This window comes from Paenibacillus antarcticus (assembly GCF_001637225.1).
Lineage (GTDB): Bacteria > Bacillota > Bacilli > Paenibacillales > Paenibacillaceae > Paenibacillus_AQ > Paenibacillus_AQ antarcticus.
Genome location: NZ_LVJI01000001.1, coordinates 390,978 through 409,821 on the forward strand (window position 1 = coordinate 390,978; position 18,844 = coordinate 409,821).

Here is an 18,844-nt window from a genome sequence, read left to right on the forward strand (position 1 = left end):
CGCCGGTCGGCAACGTCCGGCGTTGGTCCGGAGGGGTATTCTTGAGAAGATATATCTTGCGAAGGGTTGGACAAGCTGTCCCCCTTCTTTTATTTATTTCAATAATATCGTTCGCGCTTATCAAGCTTGCACCGGGTGATCCAGTTCTTTCTTTTGTTACACCCAATATGGGAGCTGAGGACGTCGAACGTATTCGCCAAAACTTAGGCCTTGATAAACCTGTGTATGTTCAGTATTTATTGTGGCTCAAAAATGTACTTTCAGGTGATCTTGGCTACTCGATAGTTAACCATCGTCCCGTAATGGAACAAATATTAGGTCGTCTTCCTGCTACAGTAGGTCTTATGGGGGCAGGGTTACTTCTTTCTCTAATTATCTCTATTCCATTAAGTATGTATGCTGGATCACGTAAGAATCGGCCTATTGACCGCATTCTTAGCTTATTCTCTTATATCGGGATTTCAATTCCGAGTTTCTGGTTTGGTATTATGCTTATCTATTTGTTCGCAGTTAAACTACATTGGCTTCCTAGTATGGGCATGCGCACTGTAGGCTCCGACTCCATACTAGATATTATTAAACATGGCATTCTACCTGTGACCGTACTACTCTATATGAACGTTTCTGTCTATATGCGATATATCCGATCTAATACCATCAGTCAATTGGAAGAGGATTATGTACAAATCCAATATGCCTATGGGTCGACTACGGGAACCGTATTGTGGAAGCATGTATTCAAGAATGTACTCCTACCCGTCATTACAATTCTAGGGATGTCTCTTCCAGAACTCATTGCTGGAGCTTTCATTACGGAATCTGTGTTTTCATGGCCTGGCATGGGTTCTCTAGGCATAACAGCAGTATATGGGCTCGATTATCCAATTATTATGGGTATTACGATGCTCTCCTCCATCATGCTTGTTGTGGGCAATCTGGTGGCGGACATCTTATACGGCGTGGTTGATCCACGAATCAAGACGATGGGGTGAGATGCAAGATGAATTCAATTAGATGGCGTAACATAACTACACAATTACGTGAACAAAAGATAGGGATAGCAGCGATAGCCGTTCTCGTGTTTTTTGTGATTGCCGCCTCAGTGGCTTTCCTATCTAAATATGACCCCAACCAAATCGTTGTGCTTGATCGATTAAAACCACCTGATTCTAACCATTGGTTCGGAACAGATGATTACGGACGAGATTATTTTGCCAGAGCTTTATATGGGGGTAGAATTTCTCTTAGCGTTGGTTTTCTCTCTATGGTTATCTCTGTCACACTGGGAATGACTGTAGGAACGATCAGTGGATATTTCGGTGGTTGGGTAGATAATCTGCTTATGCGTTCGGTTGACGTACTGATGGCCATCCCTTCCTTCTTTCTCATGCTTATATTAAACGCATATATGAAACCAGGGGTTGGAACAATCATTGTCATAATAGGTGCGCTCAGTTGGATGGGCATTGCCAGAATTGTAAGAGCTGAGACACTCTCCGTTAAAGAACGAGAATATGTACTATATGCACGAGTGTCGGGCCAGAGCAAAATTCGTATTATTATTAAACATATCATTCCGAATATTATGCCTACCATTATAGTATCAGCCACGATCAATATCGCTTCAGCGATTCTTATGGAATCTTCACTTAGCTTCTTGGGACTCGGTGTGAAGCAGCCTAATTCCTCATGGGGAAGTATGCTAAATGATGCACAGAGCTTCATTAGTGAAGCACCTTATCTAGCTATTATTCCTGGGGTATTTATATTGCTGACTGTGCTATCTTTCAATTTCCTTGGTGATATATTCCGGGTAGCCTTTGAACCTAAAGCGAATAAACGTTAAGGAACCCACTAATTCATTTAGATATATTGGAGTGAGGGGTATTATGAACAACTTACTATCTGTGCGAAATTTAAAGACTTCGTTTATGACTCGTGCCGGTGAAGTTCAGTCCGTCAGAGGGGTTAGCTTCAATGTAGAAGCTGGAGATGTTATTGGCATTGTTGGAGAATCAGGAAGTGGCAAGAGCGTCACTGCAAAATCAATTATTGGATTAATACAACCTCCAGGTAAAATTATAGACGGACAAGTCATATTTAACGATAAGAATCTAGTATCTATGTCAGATAAAGAATTACGTAAAATCCGTGGCAACGAAATTTCAATGATCTTTCAGGATCCTATGACTTCCCTTAATCCCGTTATTCGTGTTGGTAAGCAATTAATTGAGGTCATCAGACGTCACCGTAAATTAGACAAACATGAAGCAAGACAGCGGGCTATTGAATTACTTCGTGAAGTTGGGATCCCTTCACCTGAGCAACGGATTGATCAGTATCCTCATGAGTTTAGCGGTGGTATGCGGCAACGCGTGATGATAGCTATGGCTCTCTCGTGTAACCCTCAACTACTCATTGCAGACGAACCAACCACAGCGCTGGATGTCACTATACAAGCCCAAATTCTGGGACTCATGAAGCAACTCAAGGAACGTACGAATACAGCTATTTTATTAATTACACATGATCTCGGCGTTGTCGCTCAGGTATGTACGCGGGTCATCGTCATGTATGGGGGGCTGATCATGGAAGAAGGAACCGTGGAAGAAATCTTCGAGCATCCACGTCATCCTTATACACAAGGATTGTTGAAATCAATCCCTCGGGTTACCTCGGGTGGACGGCAACGACTAGCCACTATAGAAGGTACACCACCAGACCTTCTTTACCCTCCTTCGGGTTGTCCTTTCATGGAAAGATGTCCACATGCAGGGAGCATCTGCAAGACGATGCCTCGCTATACCGAATTCAATGAAGAGCACCGCGCTCTTTGCTGGCTATATGAATCTGCTGAAGGCAATGATGCGAAGTGGAGAGAGGGGGATACACCATGAATCCAAATTCAGAAATCCTACTAGACGTCATAGGATTGAAGAAATATTTCCCTGCTCGTGGAGCTGGAAGTAGTGGCCGCAATATGTTAAAAGCTGTAGATGATCTCACCTTTCACATCAAACGAGGAGAAACTTTCGGCTTAGTCGGGGAATCAGGATGTGGTAAATCTACGACAGGTCGAAGTATTGTCCGCTTATATGATATAACAAATGGCGAGATTCATTTCGATGGACATAATATTGCCAATATGAATGAAAGGCAATTGAAACCCTTCCGTAAAAGGATGCAAACGATATTCCAAGATCCCTATTCCTCATTGAATCCAGGTATGAATGTCGCGCAACTCATTAGCGAACCGATGGAGATTCATGGTATAGGAAGCAAACAAGATCGCCGTGATACGGTATTAGAATTACTTGAGAAGGTTGGTCTGAAAGCTGAACATGCCCAGCGTTATCCACATGAATTCAGTGGAGGTCAACGCCAACGGATCAGTATTGCAAGAGCCCTATCCGTTCGGCCTGAATTTATATTGTGTGACGAACCTATCTCAGCGCTCGACGTGTCTGTTCAAGCTCAAGTTGTTAATATGCTTGAAGATCTCCAAGCAGAATTCGGTCTAACTTATCTGTTCATTGCACATGATCTGTCTATGGTACGCCATATCTCAGATCGTATCGGAGTGATGTATCTTGGTAAGCTTGTCGAGCTTGCTCCAAGCGATGAATTATATGATCGCCCAGCTCATCCTTATACTCAAGCTCTGCTTGATGCTATTCCGAAACCCGATCCGAAGATAGCTCAACAACTATCTTCACCTTCAATTACAGGTGAATTACCAAGCCTGATACAGAATTTCCAAGGCTGTAATTTCGCCTCAAGATGCCCCTTCGCTACGGAGCAGTGTCGCCAAGAAGAACCTCAATGGCTTGAAATTTCACCAGGTCATTTTACAGCATGCCATTTACATGGAATGATCTAAAGACGTTTAGTCAACTTTAGTTCATTACATTTACATGGAATGATCTAAAGACGTTTAGTCAACTTTAGTTCATTACATTTACATGGAATGAATTAAAGACGTTTAGTAAGCTTAGTTCATTCCATCTATATTAGAACTAATAAAATATAAGAATACCGGAAGGCGGAGTTATCACATGAGTCTTGAAATCATGATTTCACAACATACTGCGATTTTGCTAGAACATGCCAGAAAATCGTTGAATGATGAGGCGCTGATTAGAGAAGCTGTTCGCTTAAAAGATGTTACACTTCTTAAGAATGCAGAAGAAGAACATTATCAATATGAAGATTTTTTTAAGTATGCTGAGGAGCATAACGAACAGCTCGAACTAGCGCTTGAAGGATATCGAATGACCTTTAATACACGAAATGGTTTGAAAATTTGGACTGAAGAAAAATTCGATCTTCAAGCCCACGTAGACTTCAGCTTTGGTGAGGATAGAATGGATGAAATTAAACTTACTAAACACCAAGTTTCACAATTAAAGAAGTCTCTAGCAGTCAACTGGGTCGTATTAGAGAAGCCACATCATGAAGGCATTCAAGAAGTTTCTCTAGTTCTACGTGAAAATGTCAAATAGAATACCATATACATTGTTATAAGAAATCTCTCACCCCTACTCCACGTATTTAACAATTAATTTACACTTATATGCGCTCTAGCTAACGGTTGATCGATACAATACATTAAAGCGCACATGAATAAAGGAGGCTATGTATTGAAAATCGACTTTCACTTTCACCTAGAAGAGGGAACTTATTCCTTAGCATGGCTTAAACGTACAGGATTAGCACTGGAGCAAACCTCTCGTAATTATTCCAGTCAGACGGAATATGAATCCCGTGCTTGGATTGAACATATCACCCGAAGTCTAGCCCGTAGAATGAAAGAAGGCTGTTACTCCGAAGACTGGATTACAAGATATCTAGAACAAGGTCGCAAAAAAGGTGTCACCAAGTTCGGAGTTGTCGATCATTTATATCGTTTCCACGAGTTTAAGAGCTATTATGAAGAATTCATGCTGTTAGATGACAGTCCCATTGGTAAGATGCAACGTGAATGGTTAGATCTTGTATGCACTTACTCCATAGAGGATTATTTATCTGGCATGCGTAATGCAGCAAGGTTCTATGAAGATCTATCCATAGGTGTTGAAGCTGATTATTTCCCAGGCGCTCAGGATAAACTTAAAGCTCTTCTTGAACCTTATCAACTCGATTATGTCATCGGTTCTGTTCATTTCCATGAGGGTTGGAAGTTCGATCATCCGGATACCCAGCGTCATTTTGAAGATTATGATCTCTCTTTACTCTACAATCAATATTATCAGACCGTGATTGAAGCCGTGCACAGTGGTCTTTTTCAATTCATGGCTCATTTGGATCATATTAAGGTGTTCTGTCCTCTTCCTCCACAAGATGAATTAGAAGTTCATTATAACAATGTAGCTGCTGCCCTTAGCATTGCTGATGTCGCTACAGAAATAAATACAGGGTTAGCTTATCGTAATTCAACAAATGAAATATGCCCGAGCTCATCATTTCTATCTATTTTGAAGGATTATGATGTGCCGATCACACTCTCTTCCAACGCTCATTTCCCAGATGAATTAGGCAATATGCTCGATGACGCCCGCAATCTCGCTAAAGAAATCGGCTATGAAGAAATCGTATATTTCAAAAATAAACAACGATTCAGTATTCCTTTATATACGCCTGTGAACATGCCCCTTGTTAGCCTATCTCTTTAAATAAATACCCGACCTTTCATGTGTTCTCCTCCTCTATTCTAATTACACAAAAAGATCCCCTATGCACAATGGCAGGGGATCTTTCATTTGTTCTTTCGATTAGCTTCTTTTATTATTGCTGTTAACTTCCCTTTTTGAGTAATCCTGCGATCGTAGTCGTACGTTTAGCTTGATGCTTCACTGCCGCCTGAACATCCTCTATCATTTTCCCATCTTGTCCAACCGTAACACTTGTCCCGTATGGATTCCCACCCGCTCCAAAGGTTACAGGATCGGTAAAACCAGGCGCAACGACAATCGCTCCCCAATGATACATTGTTGTGTATAGAGATAAAATAGTGGCTTCTTGACCTCCGTGTGGATTCTGCGCAGAAGACATCGCACTAACAGCCTTATTTGCAAGTTTACCATGAAACCATAGACCACCTGTCGTGTCAAAGAATTGCTTCATTTGAGCTGGCATGTTACCGAATCTTGTAGGAACACTAAAAATAATAGCATCTGCCCATTCAAGGTCAGCTAATGTTACTTCGGGTACACATTGCGTTGCTTCTAAATGCGCCCTCCAACTAGGGCTCGAGTCAATGACAGCTTGTGGGGCTGTTTCTGCCACTCGTAATACTTTCACTTCTGCCCCTGCTTCTTTAGCACCTTCTCCTGCCCACTCAGCCAATTGATGATTCGTTCCACCAGAACTATAGTAGATGATAGCTGTTTTTACATTTGTCATGGTATAGTCTCCTTTTCAAATTAACATATAAATTATTAACCTAAAGCCTCGAATTCATGCAAGATATCGCATTTTCAAAACATACTTAATACAAGAACACTTATTAATCTCTTTGATCGGTTAGTTTATAATTATAAATATTTACCATAAATGGATGTCAGAATATATTGGTAACGCGATACATAATGTAACTATGCACTTATCAAAAATTTACAAAGAGAAGGGACGGCTTTCCCATTATGAACAAAAAAAACATCAAATGGCTTAGCATCAGCTTACTTACATTCATTTTTTTACTTGCTCTACCTTTGGCCACTTTCGCAGCAAGTACAACCACTGAATCCGATCTAGTCATCAAGTATGATTGTTCATCGACAGCTACCCAACAAATCTGGAAAATCAAAAACCCCACTTCCTCCGACTACAACAGTAGTTATCCGAATGGTGGATACTGGATTGCGCATAATTCCAAAGGGAATGTAGTACAGGATCGTTGGTTACCTAACATTGCTGCTGGTGGAGAAACCACCCTTGTGTTCGATATCACGGAATGGGGAACGTATTCTGGTCAGAACATCCCTACAAGCTTAACCATTGCCGATAAAGACTATAAGTCACTTCAATCGAAACCTGCCTTGTGTGAGGTTGAGAAGAAAATAGAGATTCAATTCGTTAAAACCGAAGGTACTAAAACGTACTTTAGCGTAACGAATACAACTGATAATGAGTATAAAGGCCAGTGGTACGCTTTTGTTAAAAATAGCCTTTATGCTAATGATGGATCTATCCTCATTCCAAATGATGGTCAGCCTCATAATCTCGTTGTAAACTATTGGGATACCAAAATAACTAACCCTCTTACCAAACTGATTCTTTCTGATGTGAATTCCGGTTGGTTGGGTGCCCTAAAACCACCTGTAGCTGTTTGGATACCTTAGATACAATCCGATATAGATCCCTAAAATAAAAAAAAGCTGGCATCGATATTCCATCGATGTCAGCTTTTTTATTTATTAGGATACTGCTTATTCATCCAAAAATAGTCGCTCAAGCGCAGCTGTTAAATAACCTCATACTCGTCTGCATGTATCTGTTCTGAACACTTATGGAGAACAACTAATAAGATATCAATGTAATCGCCTAAACAATACAATAAATGGAATAACCAGTTGGATAACTTTTAATAAAATAAAGTTTTGCCATTGCACAACATTATTGGTACAGGGACAGATTTATTCGCATAGACTAACATTGTGGTGTAGAACAAAAAAATACCCCTTACGCAAAATATAGCCCATCAACTATAGATGAAAGAAGGAGAACTTATGTCTGGAACGAGTATTCCATTATCTGAAGCCAAGAACGGCAGCATACTGTGCATCAGTGCCATCGAAGTACAGGGTGTGCTAAGAAGAAGATTACTTGACCTTGGATTTGTCGTAGGAAATATCGTAGAAGTATTACGGCGCAGTCCACTAGGAGACCCTACTGCATTTCGAGTAAGTAACACGACCATTGCCCTACGCAGAGAAGAAAGCTCAATGATTTATGGAGAATTAATCGGAGGTGTCGAAGCATGAGTCATTATACTGTCGCCTTTGCAGGCAATCCTAATACGGGAAAAAGCACACTGTTCAACCTATTAACTGGAATGCGTCAGCATACAGGCAACTGGGCAGGCAAGACAGTCATTACCGCCGAAGGCGAGTTCACTCACAACAACCATATGTACCGTGCAGTTGATCTCCCTGGTACATACTCGTTGTATTCCAACTCCGCGGATGAAGAGGCTGCTAGAGATTATATTATATTTGAACAACCGGATGTGACACTTGTCGTTCTTGATGCGACTTCCCTAGAACGAAATCTCAACCTCGCACTACAGGTTCTAGAGATTACTGGGAGAGCCGTTGTCTGCATTAACTTGATTGATGAAGCTCGTAGACTCGGTATTGATATCAACCTGAAGGCCATTTCGAAACGGTTAGGCGTCCCTGTTGTAACGATTTCCGCCCGTAATAAAATAGGAATTGAAGCGTTATTAGATCAAGTAGAACGTGTGGCTACTGGTGCTTTCATAACAGATCCGATGCGAATCATTTATAACGATGAGATCGAACGAGGTATTGCAGAGCTCACCCCAATGGTTGAGCAAATGATCGGTTCTAAGTATCCGGCGCGATGGATTGCACTACGCCTGTTGGACGGTGACGATAGTCTGCTTGCCTCTCTCAAAGAGAATATCAAGAGTAAAGAAATACCTGAAGCAAAGGAGGTTATCGGCTATGGAGTCACATGTTAGTAAAGGATCCGATTCTCTAGACTCTCTGCTGTCAGTAGCGAAGAAGCTAGCAGATGGAGGCGCAATAAGAGATGAAATTGTCAGCGGCATTTATGGTGTATCTGCAAGTATCTGCAGTGATGCTGTAAGTTACCGTGATAAGAAGAAGCTTAACAGTACCTTCAAGTTGGATAATATCGTTACTTCTAAAATATGGGGATTCCCTATTATGCTCTCGATCCTCGGCATCGTATTCTGGATTACAATTGCCGGAGCAAATTATCCTTCGAGCTGGCTCGCGTCTTTTTTTGGAATCATTGAAGGCTATTTAACAGCCGGATTTCAAGCCATCCACGCACCGGATTGGTTGCATGGCGTACTAGTACTAGGGCTATATCGGGGAACATCATGGGTCATTAGTGTCATGCTCCCACCGATGATGATATTCTTTCCTGTATTCGCACTGTTGGAGAATTTCGGCTATCTTCCCCGCGTTGCTTTTAATATGGACCGATTATTCAAGAAATCTGGTGGTCATGGCAAACAGGCTTTGACCATGTCGATGGGATTCGGCTGTAATGCTGCAGCTATCCTCTCCACACGTATTATTGAATCACCTCGTGAACGGATGTTGGCCATTCTAACTAATAATTTCGTACCTTGTAACGGACGTTGGCCTACTTTGATTCTGTTATCCTCCTTATTTATGACAGGAGCTGCTTCCACGGGAGCGTTCAAGACACTTACGACAGCCTCCGTGCTGATGGGTATGGTACTGATTGGAATTGTCGTTACACTGAGTGTCTCATGGGTGATGTCTAAAACTGCACTACGTGGCGTTCCTACACATTACACACTGGAGCTTCCACCGTATCGCCGTCCGCAAATTTGGAGAACGATCCTTATCTCCTCTAAGGATAAATCCCTAAATGTACTTACTCGGGCTATCGTCGTAGCTGCTCCGGCAGGGATTATCACATGGGTGTTAGGCAATACATTCATCGGGGGCGAAAGTGTCCTGAATCACATGGCTGCTTTCTTCGATCCATTCGCTCAAATGCTCGGCATGGATGGTTATATTATGATGGCCTTTATCCTTGGATTACCAGCGAATGAAATCGTACTACCGATTCTACTCATGGGTTATATGTCCTCTGGAGCCATGGTCGATATTGACAGCCTTAGCAGTATCAAAGACGTATTCCTGAATCACGGTTGGACCTGGCTGACAGCGCTTAGTATGATGTTATTCTCACTACTACATTATCCTTGCGGTACCACACTAGTGAATATTTATAAAGAAACGAAAAGTATGAAATGGGCTGTATTGTCAGCCGTGATTCCACTTGGTATCGCCATCGGCGTAACCTATGCTGTTGCGCAGCTTGCTAGAATCTTTGGCTGGGTATAAATATATCAACACTATAGAAGGCAAGAAAGGATGGCTCTATAGCCAACCTTTTCTTGTTGAATCATATTATAATGTGCTTGAAATAATTCATAAGTGCTTCTTTGACCTGTTTTCTTGGTTCAAAAACATCATGTCCAGCTTGTTCTACTCGTACTACTTCATGATTATTTTGTTGGTATACCATTATTTGTTCATCGCTCAAAAGGGAACCTTCTTCATTGCCTTTTAGTATTAATATCTTGCCGTTTATATTGTCCATTGCAGATGAAAGGTCATAATCATTAGATTCAAGTTGAAGCCTATAAGGAAATTCCTTCAAGTATCTATTCTGTACTTTCCCTTCTCTTTCAACATAATAATCTTCTCTTCTGGCATCGAAATCTTCTCTACTTAAATGCTCGATTGATGTTATTGCTTTGTATAAACTATCCCAAGAATCATACAATTCATAGGAATTCACCATTCTTTTTACCCAGTCTTCATTTAACTTCGTGTAATAAGCTGGATAATCACCAATAATCATACCTTGAACATGATCAGGGTTTCGTAAAGCGTATTGTAGAGCATAGGCTACACCCCTTGAATATGCGATGAAATACGCTTTGCTGATTCTTAAATGCATCATTACAGCCTCAATATCCATAGCCATATGCTGCAATGAAAATCCTTTTTCAGGCATACCACTTTCGCCACAACCTCGAATATCAATTGCAACGACGTGCCTCGGATTCTCGCTTCGCTCGGAAGATAGTTCATCGCCGATCCATTTATACATTCTTGCATTAGATAAGTTGCCATGTATGCAGATTACAGGAAGCTCATTACACTGTTTCTTTGGTTTCCACTCCAAAAAATGAATTTGAAAACCTTCATAAGTTTCTAAGAAATTGCTCTGCATTAACACACCCCCTCCCTAGTCATACTATCCCAAGAATTATATTACATATATTGGATTTTGCAATGAATAGTTACACGATCACAAAGTCCGCGACAACGCCGTTAGTCGTTGCATCCCTTCACGTAAGTCGATCTCATTTGCAAAGGAAAAGCTGAGACGAATCCATGATTTCAACTCTCCCAACGGATCACAGATTTCTCCAGGAACAAAGCTGATTGACTGCTCTATGCTTTTTCTAAAAAGCAGATCCGCCGAGATATCTCCCGGCAACTTAACCCATAGATTGAGCCCGCCCTTCGGAGCCGTCCATTCCCAGCCTGCTAAAGCGAGCTCTTCCTCCATAATCTCTTTATGTACCTGAAGTGCAATACGCAACTTGTCTAGATGCCGTTGTAGTCGTGGCGAGGTGTAATAATGTAGAAATATCTTCTGATTAAGTTGCGGAGTCCCGTTATCCGCCAGCGACTTGGCCTTGATTAACTGCTCCATGAATGGATACCGACAGGCTACAGCACAAATTCGCAAGCCCGGAGCAATGTACTTACTGAAGCTACTAATGTAGATCACCCAGCCCTCCGTGTCATAAGCGAATAGTGGTAGTGGTGGCTCCTCTTCGAAATACATATCCCGGAACGGATCATCCTCCACTAGCAGACAATGATAGCGCTCCGCCAATTCCACCAGCAATTTACGCTGCCACGCCGGAACCGTATATCCAGTAGGATTGTGATGGGTCGGATTCATATAGAACATACGTGGCTTATGTTCACGCATCAGAGCTTCCACTTCCACTAGGTCATATCCTTCAGGCGTGATCAGAACGGGAATAAGGCGCGCTCCTTGCCTACGAAATATATCCATCGCTACGCTGTATGTCGGACGTTCAATTAACACTGTATCCATAGGCCGGAGCATCATCTGAGCGATCAGATTAATCGCCTGCTGAGCACCTGAAGTAATCAACAATTCCTCTGATGATAATTGCAAGCGATGATGCTCCCTGAAATGTTGGCTGAGCGACTCCCTTAGCTCATCATCGCCCTGAATACTGGCATATGTTCCCATAACCTTAGGGTATAGATCGAATACTTTCTTAACATAATCCGATAAATATATATTTGGTAACAGATTGGGATCAATCAATGCCTGTGAGAACTGGTACTTCGCTTGGATTCGATGAATATCGGATAACGAATTGGATATTGTATAGGAAGAAACGAATGAACCCTCTTCCAACTCACTGGAGAGCACGCCGTCCGCCGATACGTAATAACCCGATTTATCCCTAACATATACTTTACCTTCCTCAGACAGCAGTCTATATGCTTTAAATACTGTCAATCTGTGGACTTTGAGTTCTTCAGCAAGCATCCGTATCGATGGTAATTTGTCATCCGTCCTCCATTCGCCCCGCTCCATACGATTCAAGATGTTGTCATACACTTGTCTGAACAACGGGCGACTTTGCGGAACGCCCTTCACATTTTTCATTTGTCTACAACACCTCATTTTGAAATAACCTATTACATTATTGTACACGCAAACCATCACAATCTGTTCTGTCATATATAATCTGTTCTGTCACACTCCCTATATGATTAACGAAATACATTCAATGAATGACATCAAAGGGGAAATGAACATGATTATTGTAGCTTATGCACTTGTATGTCTAATATTTGGAACGACCTTTCTCGCAATCAAAATCGGAATAGATGCCGGTGCGCCTCCATTCTTCTCAGCAGGACTGCGTTTTTTCCTAGCTGGTACTATTCTGTTCCTATGGATGGTATGGAAACGCAAGGTAAGCTTCTCCCTGCTGTTACGTAAAGAGATGCTATTTACCGGAGCAACATTGACGTTTGGCACCTTTACTACGCTATACTGGGCCGAGCAATATGTATCTTCCGGACTCGCTGCCGTTCTATCCGCTACAGGACCGATGATGATATTAATACTTCAAACGGCTTTCCTTCGTCAAAAAGCTCCCGTACACTCGCTATACGGTTGCATTATTGGCTTCATCGGTGTGTTGCTACTCGTCTTGCCCAATCTTTCGATGGACGTCTCTACATTGTGGCTTATCGGTTGTGTCGCCATACTAATCGGGGAATTCGCTTATGCAACAGGTACACTCTATTCTAAAAAAGTAATCAATAGCATGTCCGAAGTCTCACCGATCGCAATGAATGCAGCCCAAATGATGTATGGCGGAGCGATGATGTTCATTCTATCTTTGTTCACTGAAGATGTGCATCCTGCATTTCTTCTATCATTCCAGACCGCAGGTTCCCTGCTCTACCTAATCGTGATCGGTTCTATGGTCGGACATACCCTGTTCTATTGGCTCGTAGCCAAGACGAATCCGGTCTTCCCTTCCACCTGGCTCTATATTTCTCCTCCGATTGCGGTTGGGGTAGGTGTAATCTTTTATCATGAGACCGTCTCTTTGATCACACTTCTTGGAGTAATCACGATCATTGCTGGAACGGTCCTTGTGAACGCGGGCGCATTGAGGCAGTTGATATTAAAGCGCAGATTCAGAGAGGGTTGATTCAATAGAAATATACAATGACTTATTCTACAGGAAAAAGGCATCCCAACGGTTCAGAGAACCATGAGATGCCTTCAGAGAATAACGTTATCTATTATGCCTTATATAAGGTGATCCTCTATCTATTAAAGATTATTCTTCAAAAATAGTAACGCTTCTTCATAACTCTCCCAATGTGATTCGGTACTATGTAATGCTTCTTTTGCCGTACGCTTCAGCTGCATTTTTGCTATAGCCCCAGATACAATAACCGCAGCCCGCTTCATTCCGAAATCCTTCAATGCTTTTTGATGCTCCACAAGTTTCCCTTGAGATTCAGGCATAAATGCTTTTACTGTTCTCATATCAACGATGACATCAAAACTACCCCCAAGCTCTTGAGAGAACGTCTGCACTTCTTTCGTGACTCTATCGAAATCTTCTGGTTTCGCTCTCGCGTCCCATACAATTTCAATTATTTTAGCCTTACGATCTAGTATTTTAGCTGTCGACATACATATCCTCCTAAAGTTATTTATTCTGTGAATTGCAGATATATTAGTCGAGTATACCAGTAAGGCTTGTTAATGAATAGGACAAAATGCCTATTAATGAAGAATTTAAAAAGGCGAAACCAGTTGTCTGGCTTCGCCTTTTCATGTTGTTTATGTTAAACCGATTTAGAAGCTGTTACTTAAGCTTTCACAAGGTTTTTCACATGATTCTTCTCTTTCAGAAGCGCTTCAAATCCTTCTTCAATAACATCATCAAGCTTAATTCGTTTCGTTACAAGTTTCTCAGCAGAGAAGTAACCCTGATCCATCAAGCTAATAACAGCAGGGAATACGTTGCGATAACCGATAATTCCCTTGATGGTGCGTTCCATCATCACGATGTTATTCGGTTTAATAGATGCTTCTTTCCCGAAAATGCTGACAATCATCAACTCACCACCGACTTTTGTCGAGTTAAGAGCCTGTGTAAGGACAGGAGGCACACCAGTAACTTCATAAGCGACGTCTGCACCGCCATTCGTGCGTTTGTGGATTTCCTCCACCACATCATATTGTTTAGGGTCAATAACGATTGCGCCCAGTTCAGTCGCCTTTTGCTTGCGTTCTTCGGACAGCTCAACAGCATAGATCTCTGCTGCACCGGAAGCTTTCAACGCTTCAATAACGAGCAAGCCGATAGGACCTGCACCAAATACTACAGCTTTATCGCCAACTTTGAGTTTGCTTTGACGAACGGCATGGAGTGCAACGGCAGAAGGTTCTACAAGTGCACCTTGCTCATAAGAGACGCACTCTGGAATCTTGTGAACCATATATTCTTCAGCAGCCACGTATTCGGAGAAGCCTCCGCCACCTCCTGCAAGACCAAGGAAGCCCATTGTCGAACAAAGGTTATAATATCCTCCCTTACAAGCATCACATTTACCGCATGAATATATAGGTTCAACAACGACACGATCACCAACATTCACTTTGGTTACGCCTTCTCCAACCTCTACAACTTTCCCGGAGAATTCATGCCCCATAACGATAGGTGCTTTTTCTCCAGTGATTGGATGTGGTGCACCTTCTGGAATAAAGATTGGGCCTGCTGTATATTCGTGCAAGTCGCTGCCGCAAATACCGCACCATTCGACTTTAATTTTCACTTTACCTGGTAGAGCGATTGGTTCTTCAATGTTCTCTAAGCGCAAATCTTTCAGTCCATGCCATCTTAATGCTTTCATATGTGTCATCTCCCTAGTCATGTAGAATTACGAATAATACGCTAATAATTACGGAAATATTATAATTAATTCGGAAACGTTTCCATGACTATTATGTCACTATATCGACACACAGTCAATGTTATTATCGTATAATTACGCCAACGATCTTCAAATAAGCCAATTATGTTATAATTAATATGTATTTTATGTATACTATTGTGGAAACAATTTCATATCAGTTGGGAAGTGCCAATATTGGGAACTCATAAAGTTACAATAGAAGATGTAGCTACATTAGCGGGGGTTGGGATCGCTACCGTCTCTAGAGCTATTAATAATACGGACGGCATTAGTCCAAAGACAAAGGAAAAAGTGCTGGCTGCTGTCGAGGAGCTTGGATTTATTCCAAATTCATTTGCACAGAACTTAAAGTTTCGTCAGACCAAGCAGATTGCATTAGCTGTTCCTGATATTCGTAATGCCTTTATTCCGGAAATTGCCTATTCAGTCGAACAAGTGGCTAAGCATTATGGCTATCGCGTCGTTCAGATTAATACATTAGGGAATATAAGATCAGAGCTAGAATTACTGCGTGATATAAAGAAACTTCATGTGGATGGTCTTATTATCCTACCTCTTGCTTATCCCAAAACACTCAAAGATCTCATTAATAAAGCCAGTCTTCCCATCTCCATCATCAATTACGGGAAAACATTAGATAACGATGTTAAGGCTGATATTGTAAGTCTCTCCACGCCAGAGGGGAAGCTAGTTATGGAGCATCTGATTAGTATCGGGAGAACAAGAATTGGTTATGCTGGTGCGCCAAAAGAAATCATTGAAGAGCGATTCTTTGCCTATGAGGATGCATTAGATCAAATAGACCGATCATTAGTCTATTTCGGGGATGATTTCTCATTACAGACAGGAGCAAAAGCAGCAGATTATTTCGTTAATCTGACTCATATGCCCGATGCTATCTATGCCGGAAATGATATGGTTGCTGTTGGCTTGTTGAATCGATTCAAGGAATTAGGTATTCGCGTACCAGAAGATATCGCTATCGTCGGAGTCGATAACAATTTATTGTGTACAATCACAACTCCAAAGATCAGTTCAGTATCCATTATGGGTACGGAAGTAGCTAAGGTGGCTACGGAGCTTCTACTAGAGCGTATAGAAGAGCAGAAGAAAGGTGTTTTTGAAAGGGTTCAGTTCGAACCAAGACTGATCGTTAGAGAATCAAGCTTAAGTCGAACCCGCAGCACTCAGCACATTGAATAAAGCGACATGAAGAATAGTATCTTAGATCACATGTATATATGAACTTTTTTTACTTCAATCGATTAAAAAAAGAGGCTACTCAATAGTTTTCACTTTTGAGCAGCCCATTTACGGTATGATATACGATTTCGATCTTTGCTGGATGCTCTAGTCAGAGTTTGAAACGTTCGACAACTTCTTGTAAATCTTGTGCAATTTTGTTCATATGTTGAATAGAGTCGGCTACTCTCTCGAGTTCTGCCTGCTGATCTGTGGCTGAAGCACTTACTTCTTCCGCTGAAGCAGCTGTTTCTTCTGATATAGCCGAAATACTCTGAATAGCCATTATCGCTTGGTTTTTATGTTCCAACATATTAGAGAGTTCAGAGACCAACTTATCAATTGCCGCTGCAATTGCAATAGAGAGCTCATAATTATCTTTAAAAGCCGATTCTGTACTACGTACTGATTCATTTTTTTCCTCTACTAATCCACCATTAGAAGCAATCAATACAACCGTTTGTTTAGAATCTTCTAATATACTTTCCACTGTTTGTTTAATGACTTCCGTTTCACGCTTTGACTGCTCTGCCAGTTTTCTAACTTCCTGCGCTACGACTGCAAAACCTTTGCCATGTTCGCCAGCTCGAGCAGCTTCGATACTGGCATTAAGTGCAAGCAAGTTTGTTTGCTTCGAAATACCTTGAATGGATGTAATGACTTGATTAATATTAGCTATGTTTGATGTTAAAGATTCAATTTGTTTTTGTACCTCTTCATTCATTTCATTGGTTACCACATTATGTTCACGCAAACTTTCAACTTCACGCATTCCTTTTTCTGTCGTTGCTCTTGTTCTGTTCGATAACTCATCAATCTGAGAAAATAGGACGGTTAGTACATCAATTTGATCGGATAAATCAATCATTCGACGATTCGTCTCTTCCGTATCTTCTGATTGCTTAGAAGCTCCTACAGCAATTTCAGCCGTCGCCATTGAGACCTCTTGGCTAGATGCTACAATTTCATCAAATGCTTCATGTACATGGTTAGACGATTTATTGAGGAGTATCGTAGAATTAAATACAGTCTGTATTGCATCATTCGTTTTATCTATCATATTGTTATACGCTAATGCAACAGCACCAATTTCATCTGGTTTGATCCATTTCCCATCCACTTTTTCAGTTAAATCTCCATCGGCTGCTGTTTCCATAGCTTCTCGCAGGAACTTCAATGGCTTTAATTGTTTGAATATAAACCATGCACTGGCGAGAGCCATCACAATTGCCATTAAAATCGCTGATACAATATTTAACCACAGAATTTCATTATACGTTTCTAAGATTTTAGATTTAGGTAAGACCAGTTGAACTGACCATGTCTCATCGATTTCATCTAGCACCATTGGTGCAAAAGCATTAAAAGATTGTTCTCCTAGTTGTTTGGAATCTACATAGGTACTATCTGGCATGTTATTTTCCAGTGTTTTTTTAATAGATGCCCAATCAATAGCGTCTTGCATATTGGTTCCATTTAACTTCTCATTAATACTGTTGACAGTAAGCATTCCTTTTTCAGTAATAATCCCCGCATAACCACCATCAGGCTTAATAGAGCTAGCCAAATCTGTTAAAAACTCAATAGATACATCAGCAGTTAGCACCCCAAAAAAAGTTCCATTAGAGCTGATTAGAGGAACGCCAATTGTGGTCATAGAAACCTTTTTCCCGTTCAAATTATAATCATAAGGTTCTGTTAGAATGGCTCTTCCCTCTTTTTTAGGAATCCAGTACCACGCTGCAGTCTCCGAATCTTCATATCCTTCTAAAGAAGTTACTACTATTTTATTTCCGTCTTTCCATAAATAAGGTATAAACCGCTTATCACGATCTGTAAAATTCGATGATACGGTTGGTTCTATTTCTAACGAACCCTGTTCTAAGATTGCAGACACGCCAAGTAAATTCTCATTATCAGCTAAATTTGTTTCTAATATGCTTAGTACTTCTGTAGCTGATAAGTCACCCTTTGACTGCATCGTTTCTACAATACGCTTCGTTGTCTGTAACATATCGTTTGCTTTCTTGAATCGATCGCTCAACTTTGTAGCAGCAAATTGAGCGTTTTGAAGTGTTGCACTCTCCGAATTCTCTATATTTTGATTATATAAAATGATACTTGTCACTACGGTATACGTAAGAAATAATACTAGAAATAATCCAATAATTAGTGATGATAGCTTCTTTGCAATACTTTTTGATTTGTTCATTATCATATCTCCTAAGGCATCTGTGTATGCATTATTGTGTAGTACCCTGATTTGAATCATA

The 18,844-nt window shown here is 41.1% G+C and carries 18 protein-coding genes; 12 read left to right on the forward strand and 6 right to left on the reverse strand.

Features of this window, described 5'->3' with window-relative positions:
* Positions 1-41 precede the first annotated feature (41 nt).
* From PBAT_RS01910 to PBAT_RS01935, 6 genes are all read left to right on the forward strand, one after another.
* Positions 42-992 (forward strand): ABC transporter permease, encoded by a 951-nt coding sequence (locus PBAT_RS01910; protein WP_068646041.1) that lies wholly within the window; start codon positions 42-44, stop codon positions 990-992.
* 8 nt (positions 993-1,000) lie between these two features.
* Positions 1,001-1,846 carry an ABC transporter permease gene (locus PBAT_RS01915; RefSeq protein WP_068646042.1) on the forward strand — a complete coding sequence of 282 codons (846 nt, stop codon included), beginning with the start codon at positions 1,001-1,003 and terminating at the stop codon, positions 1,844-1,846.
* Between the two features lie 43 nt (positions 1,847-1,889).
* Positions 1,890-2,897 carry an ABC transporter ATP-binding protein gene (locus PBAT_RS01920; protein WP_068646043.1) on the forward strand — a complete coding sequence of 336 codons (1,008 nt, stop codon included), beginning with the start codon at positions 1,890-1,892 and terminating at the stop codon, positions 2,895-2,897.
* Entirely contained in the window at positions 2,894-3,880 is a 987-nt protein-coding gene (locus PBAT_RS01925; RefSeq protein ID WP_068646044.1) for an ABC transporter ATP-binding protein, read from the forward strand. Before PBAT_RS01920 ends, PBAT_RS01925 begins: the two co-directional genes overlap by 4 nt.
* A gap of 175 nt (positions 3,881-4,055) precedes the next feature.
* Entirely contained in the window at positions 4,056-4,502 is a 447-nt protein-coding gene (locus tag PBAT_RS01930; RefSeq protein WP_068646045.1) for a hypothetical protein, read from the forward strand.
* A 138-nt stretch (positions 4,503-4,640) separates the two neighbouring features.
* Entirely contained in the window at positions 4,641-5,672 is a 1,032-nt protein-coding gene (locus PBAT_RS01935) for a PHP domain-containing protein (protein ID WP_068646046.1), read from the forward strand.
* Between the two features lie 121 nt (positions 5,673-5,793).
* Here the strand turns inward: PBAT_RS01935 and wrbA are convergent, their stop codons facing one another.
* On the reverse strand, positions 5,794-6,402 hold the full coding sequence (wrbA, locus tag PBAT_RS01940; protein ID WP_068646047.1) for an NAD(P)H:quinone oxidoreductase: 609 nt from the start codon (positions 6,400-6,402) through the stop codon (positions 5,794-5,796).
* 239 nt (positions 6,403-6,641) lie between these two features.
* Here wrbA and PBAT_RS01945 point away from each other — a divergent pair, with 239 nt between their 5' ends.
* From PBAT_RS01945 to PBAT_RS01960, 4 genes are all read left to right on the forward strand, one after another.
* Entirely contained in the window at positions 6,642-7,340 is a 699-nt protein-coding gene (locus PBAT_RS01945; RefSeq protein WP_068646048.1) for a hypothetical protein, read from the forward strand.
* A gap of 387 nt (positions 7,341-7,727) precedes the next feature.
* On the forward strand, positions 7,728-7,982 hold the full coding sequence (locus tag PBAT_RS01950; protein ID WP_068594619.1) for a FeoA family protein: 255 nt from the start codon (positions 7,728-7,730) through the stop codon (positions 7,980-7,982).
* Positions 7,979-8,704 (forward strand): FeoB small GTPase domain-containing protein, encoded by a 726-nt coding sequence (locus tag PBAT_RS01955; RefSeq protein ID WP_068646049.1) that lies wholly within the window; start codon positions 7,979-7,981, stop codon positions 8,702-8,704. The genes PBAT_RS01950 and PBAT_RS01955 overlap by 4 nt, the downstream gene beginning before the upstream one ends.
* On the forward strand, positions 8,688-10,094 hold the full coding sequence (locus PBAT_RS01960; RefSeq protein ID WP_068646050.1) for a nucleoside recognition domain-containing protein: 1,407 nt from the start codon (positions 8,688-8,690) through the stop codon (positions 10,092-10,094). Before PBAT_RS01955 ends, PBAT_RS01960 begins: the two co-directional genes overlap by 17 nt.
* A 61-nt stretch (positions 10,095-10,155) precedes the next feature.
* Here PBAT_RS01960 and PBAT_RS01965 read toward each other — a convergent pair whose 3' ends face one another.
* On the reverse strand, positions 10,156-10,992 hold the full coding sequence (locus PBAT_RS01965) for an alpha/beta fold hydrolase (protein ID WP_068646051.1): 837 nt from the start codon (positions 10,990-10,992) through the stop codon (positions 10,156-10,158).
* A gap of 78 nt (positions 10,993-11,070) precedes the next feature.
* Positions 11,071-12,483, reverse strand: a complete 1,413-nt coding sequence (locus PBAT_RS01970) for an aminotransferase-like domain-containing protein (RefSeq protein WP_068646052.1) — start codon at positions 12,481-12,483, stop codon at positions 11,071-11,073.
* A gap of 151 nt (positions 12,484-12,634) precedes the next feature.
* On the opposite strand from PBAT_RS01970, the gene PBAT_RS01975 reads away from it, so the two are divergent.
* Positions 12,635-13,546: a DMT family transporter gene (locus PBAT_RS01975; RefSeq protein ID WP_068646053.1), complete on the forward strand. Its 912-nt coding sequence runs from the start codon at positions 12,635-12,637 to the stop codon at positions 13,544-13,546.
* 125 nt (positions 13,547-13,671) lie between these two features.
* Here the strand turns inward: PBAT_RS01975 and PBAT_RS01980 are convergent, their stop codons facing one another.
* Both PBAT_RS01980 and PBAT_RS01985 read right to left on the reverse strand, forming a co-directional pair.
* Positions 13,672-14,040, reverse strand: a complete 369-nt coding sequence (locus PBAT_RS01980; protein WP_068646054.1) for a hypothetical protein — start codon at positions 14,038-14,040, stop codon at positions 13,672-13,674.
* Between the two features lie 179 nt (positions 14,041-14,219).
* On the reverse strand, positions 14,220-15,266 hold the full coding sequence (locus PBAT_RS01985) for a 2,3-butanediol dehydrogenase (RefSeq protein WP_068646055.1): 1,047 nt from the start codon (positions 15,264-15,266) through the stop codon (positions 14,220-14,222).
* Between the two features lie 237 nt (positions 15,267-15,503).
* Between PBAT_RS01985 and PBAT_RS01990 the strand changes: the two genes are divergently transcribed.
* Positions 15,504-16,532, forward strand: coding sequence for a LacI family DNA-binding transcriptional regulator (locus tag PBAT_RS01990; protein WP_068646056.1), 1,029 nt, complete (start codon positions 15,504-15,506; stop codon positions 16,530-16,532).
* A 151-nt stretch (positions 16,533-16,683) separates the two neighbouring features.
* On the opposite strand, the gene PBAT_RS01995 is transcribed toward PBAT_RS01990, so the two are convergent.
* Positions 16,684-18,783 (reverse strand): methyl-accepting chemotaxis protein, encoded by a 2,100-nt coding sequence (locus PBAT_RS01995; protein WP_068646057.1) that lies wholly within the window; start codon positions 18,781-18,783, stop codon positions 16,684-16,686.
* Positions 18,784-18,844: the final 61 nt, after the last annotated feature.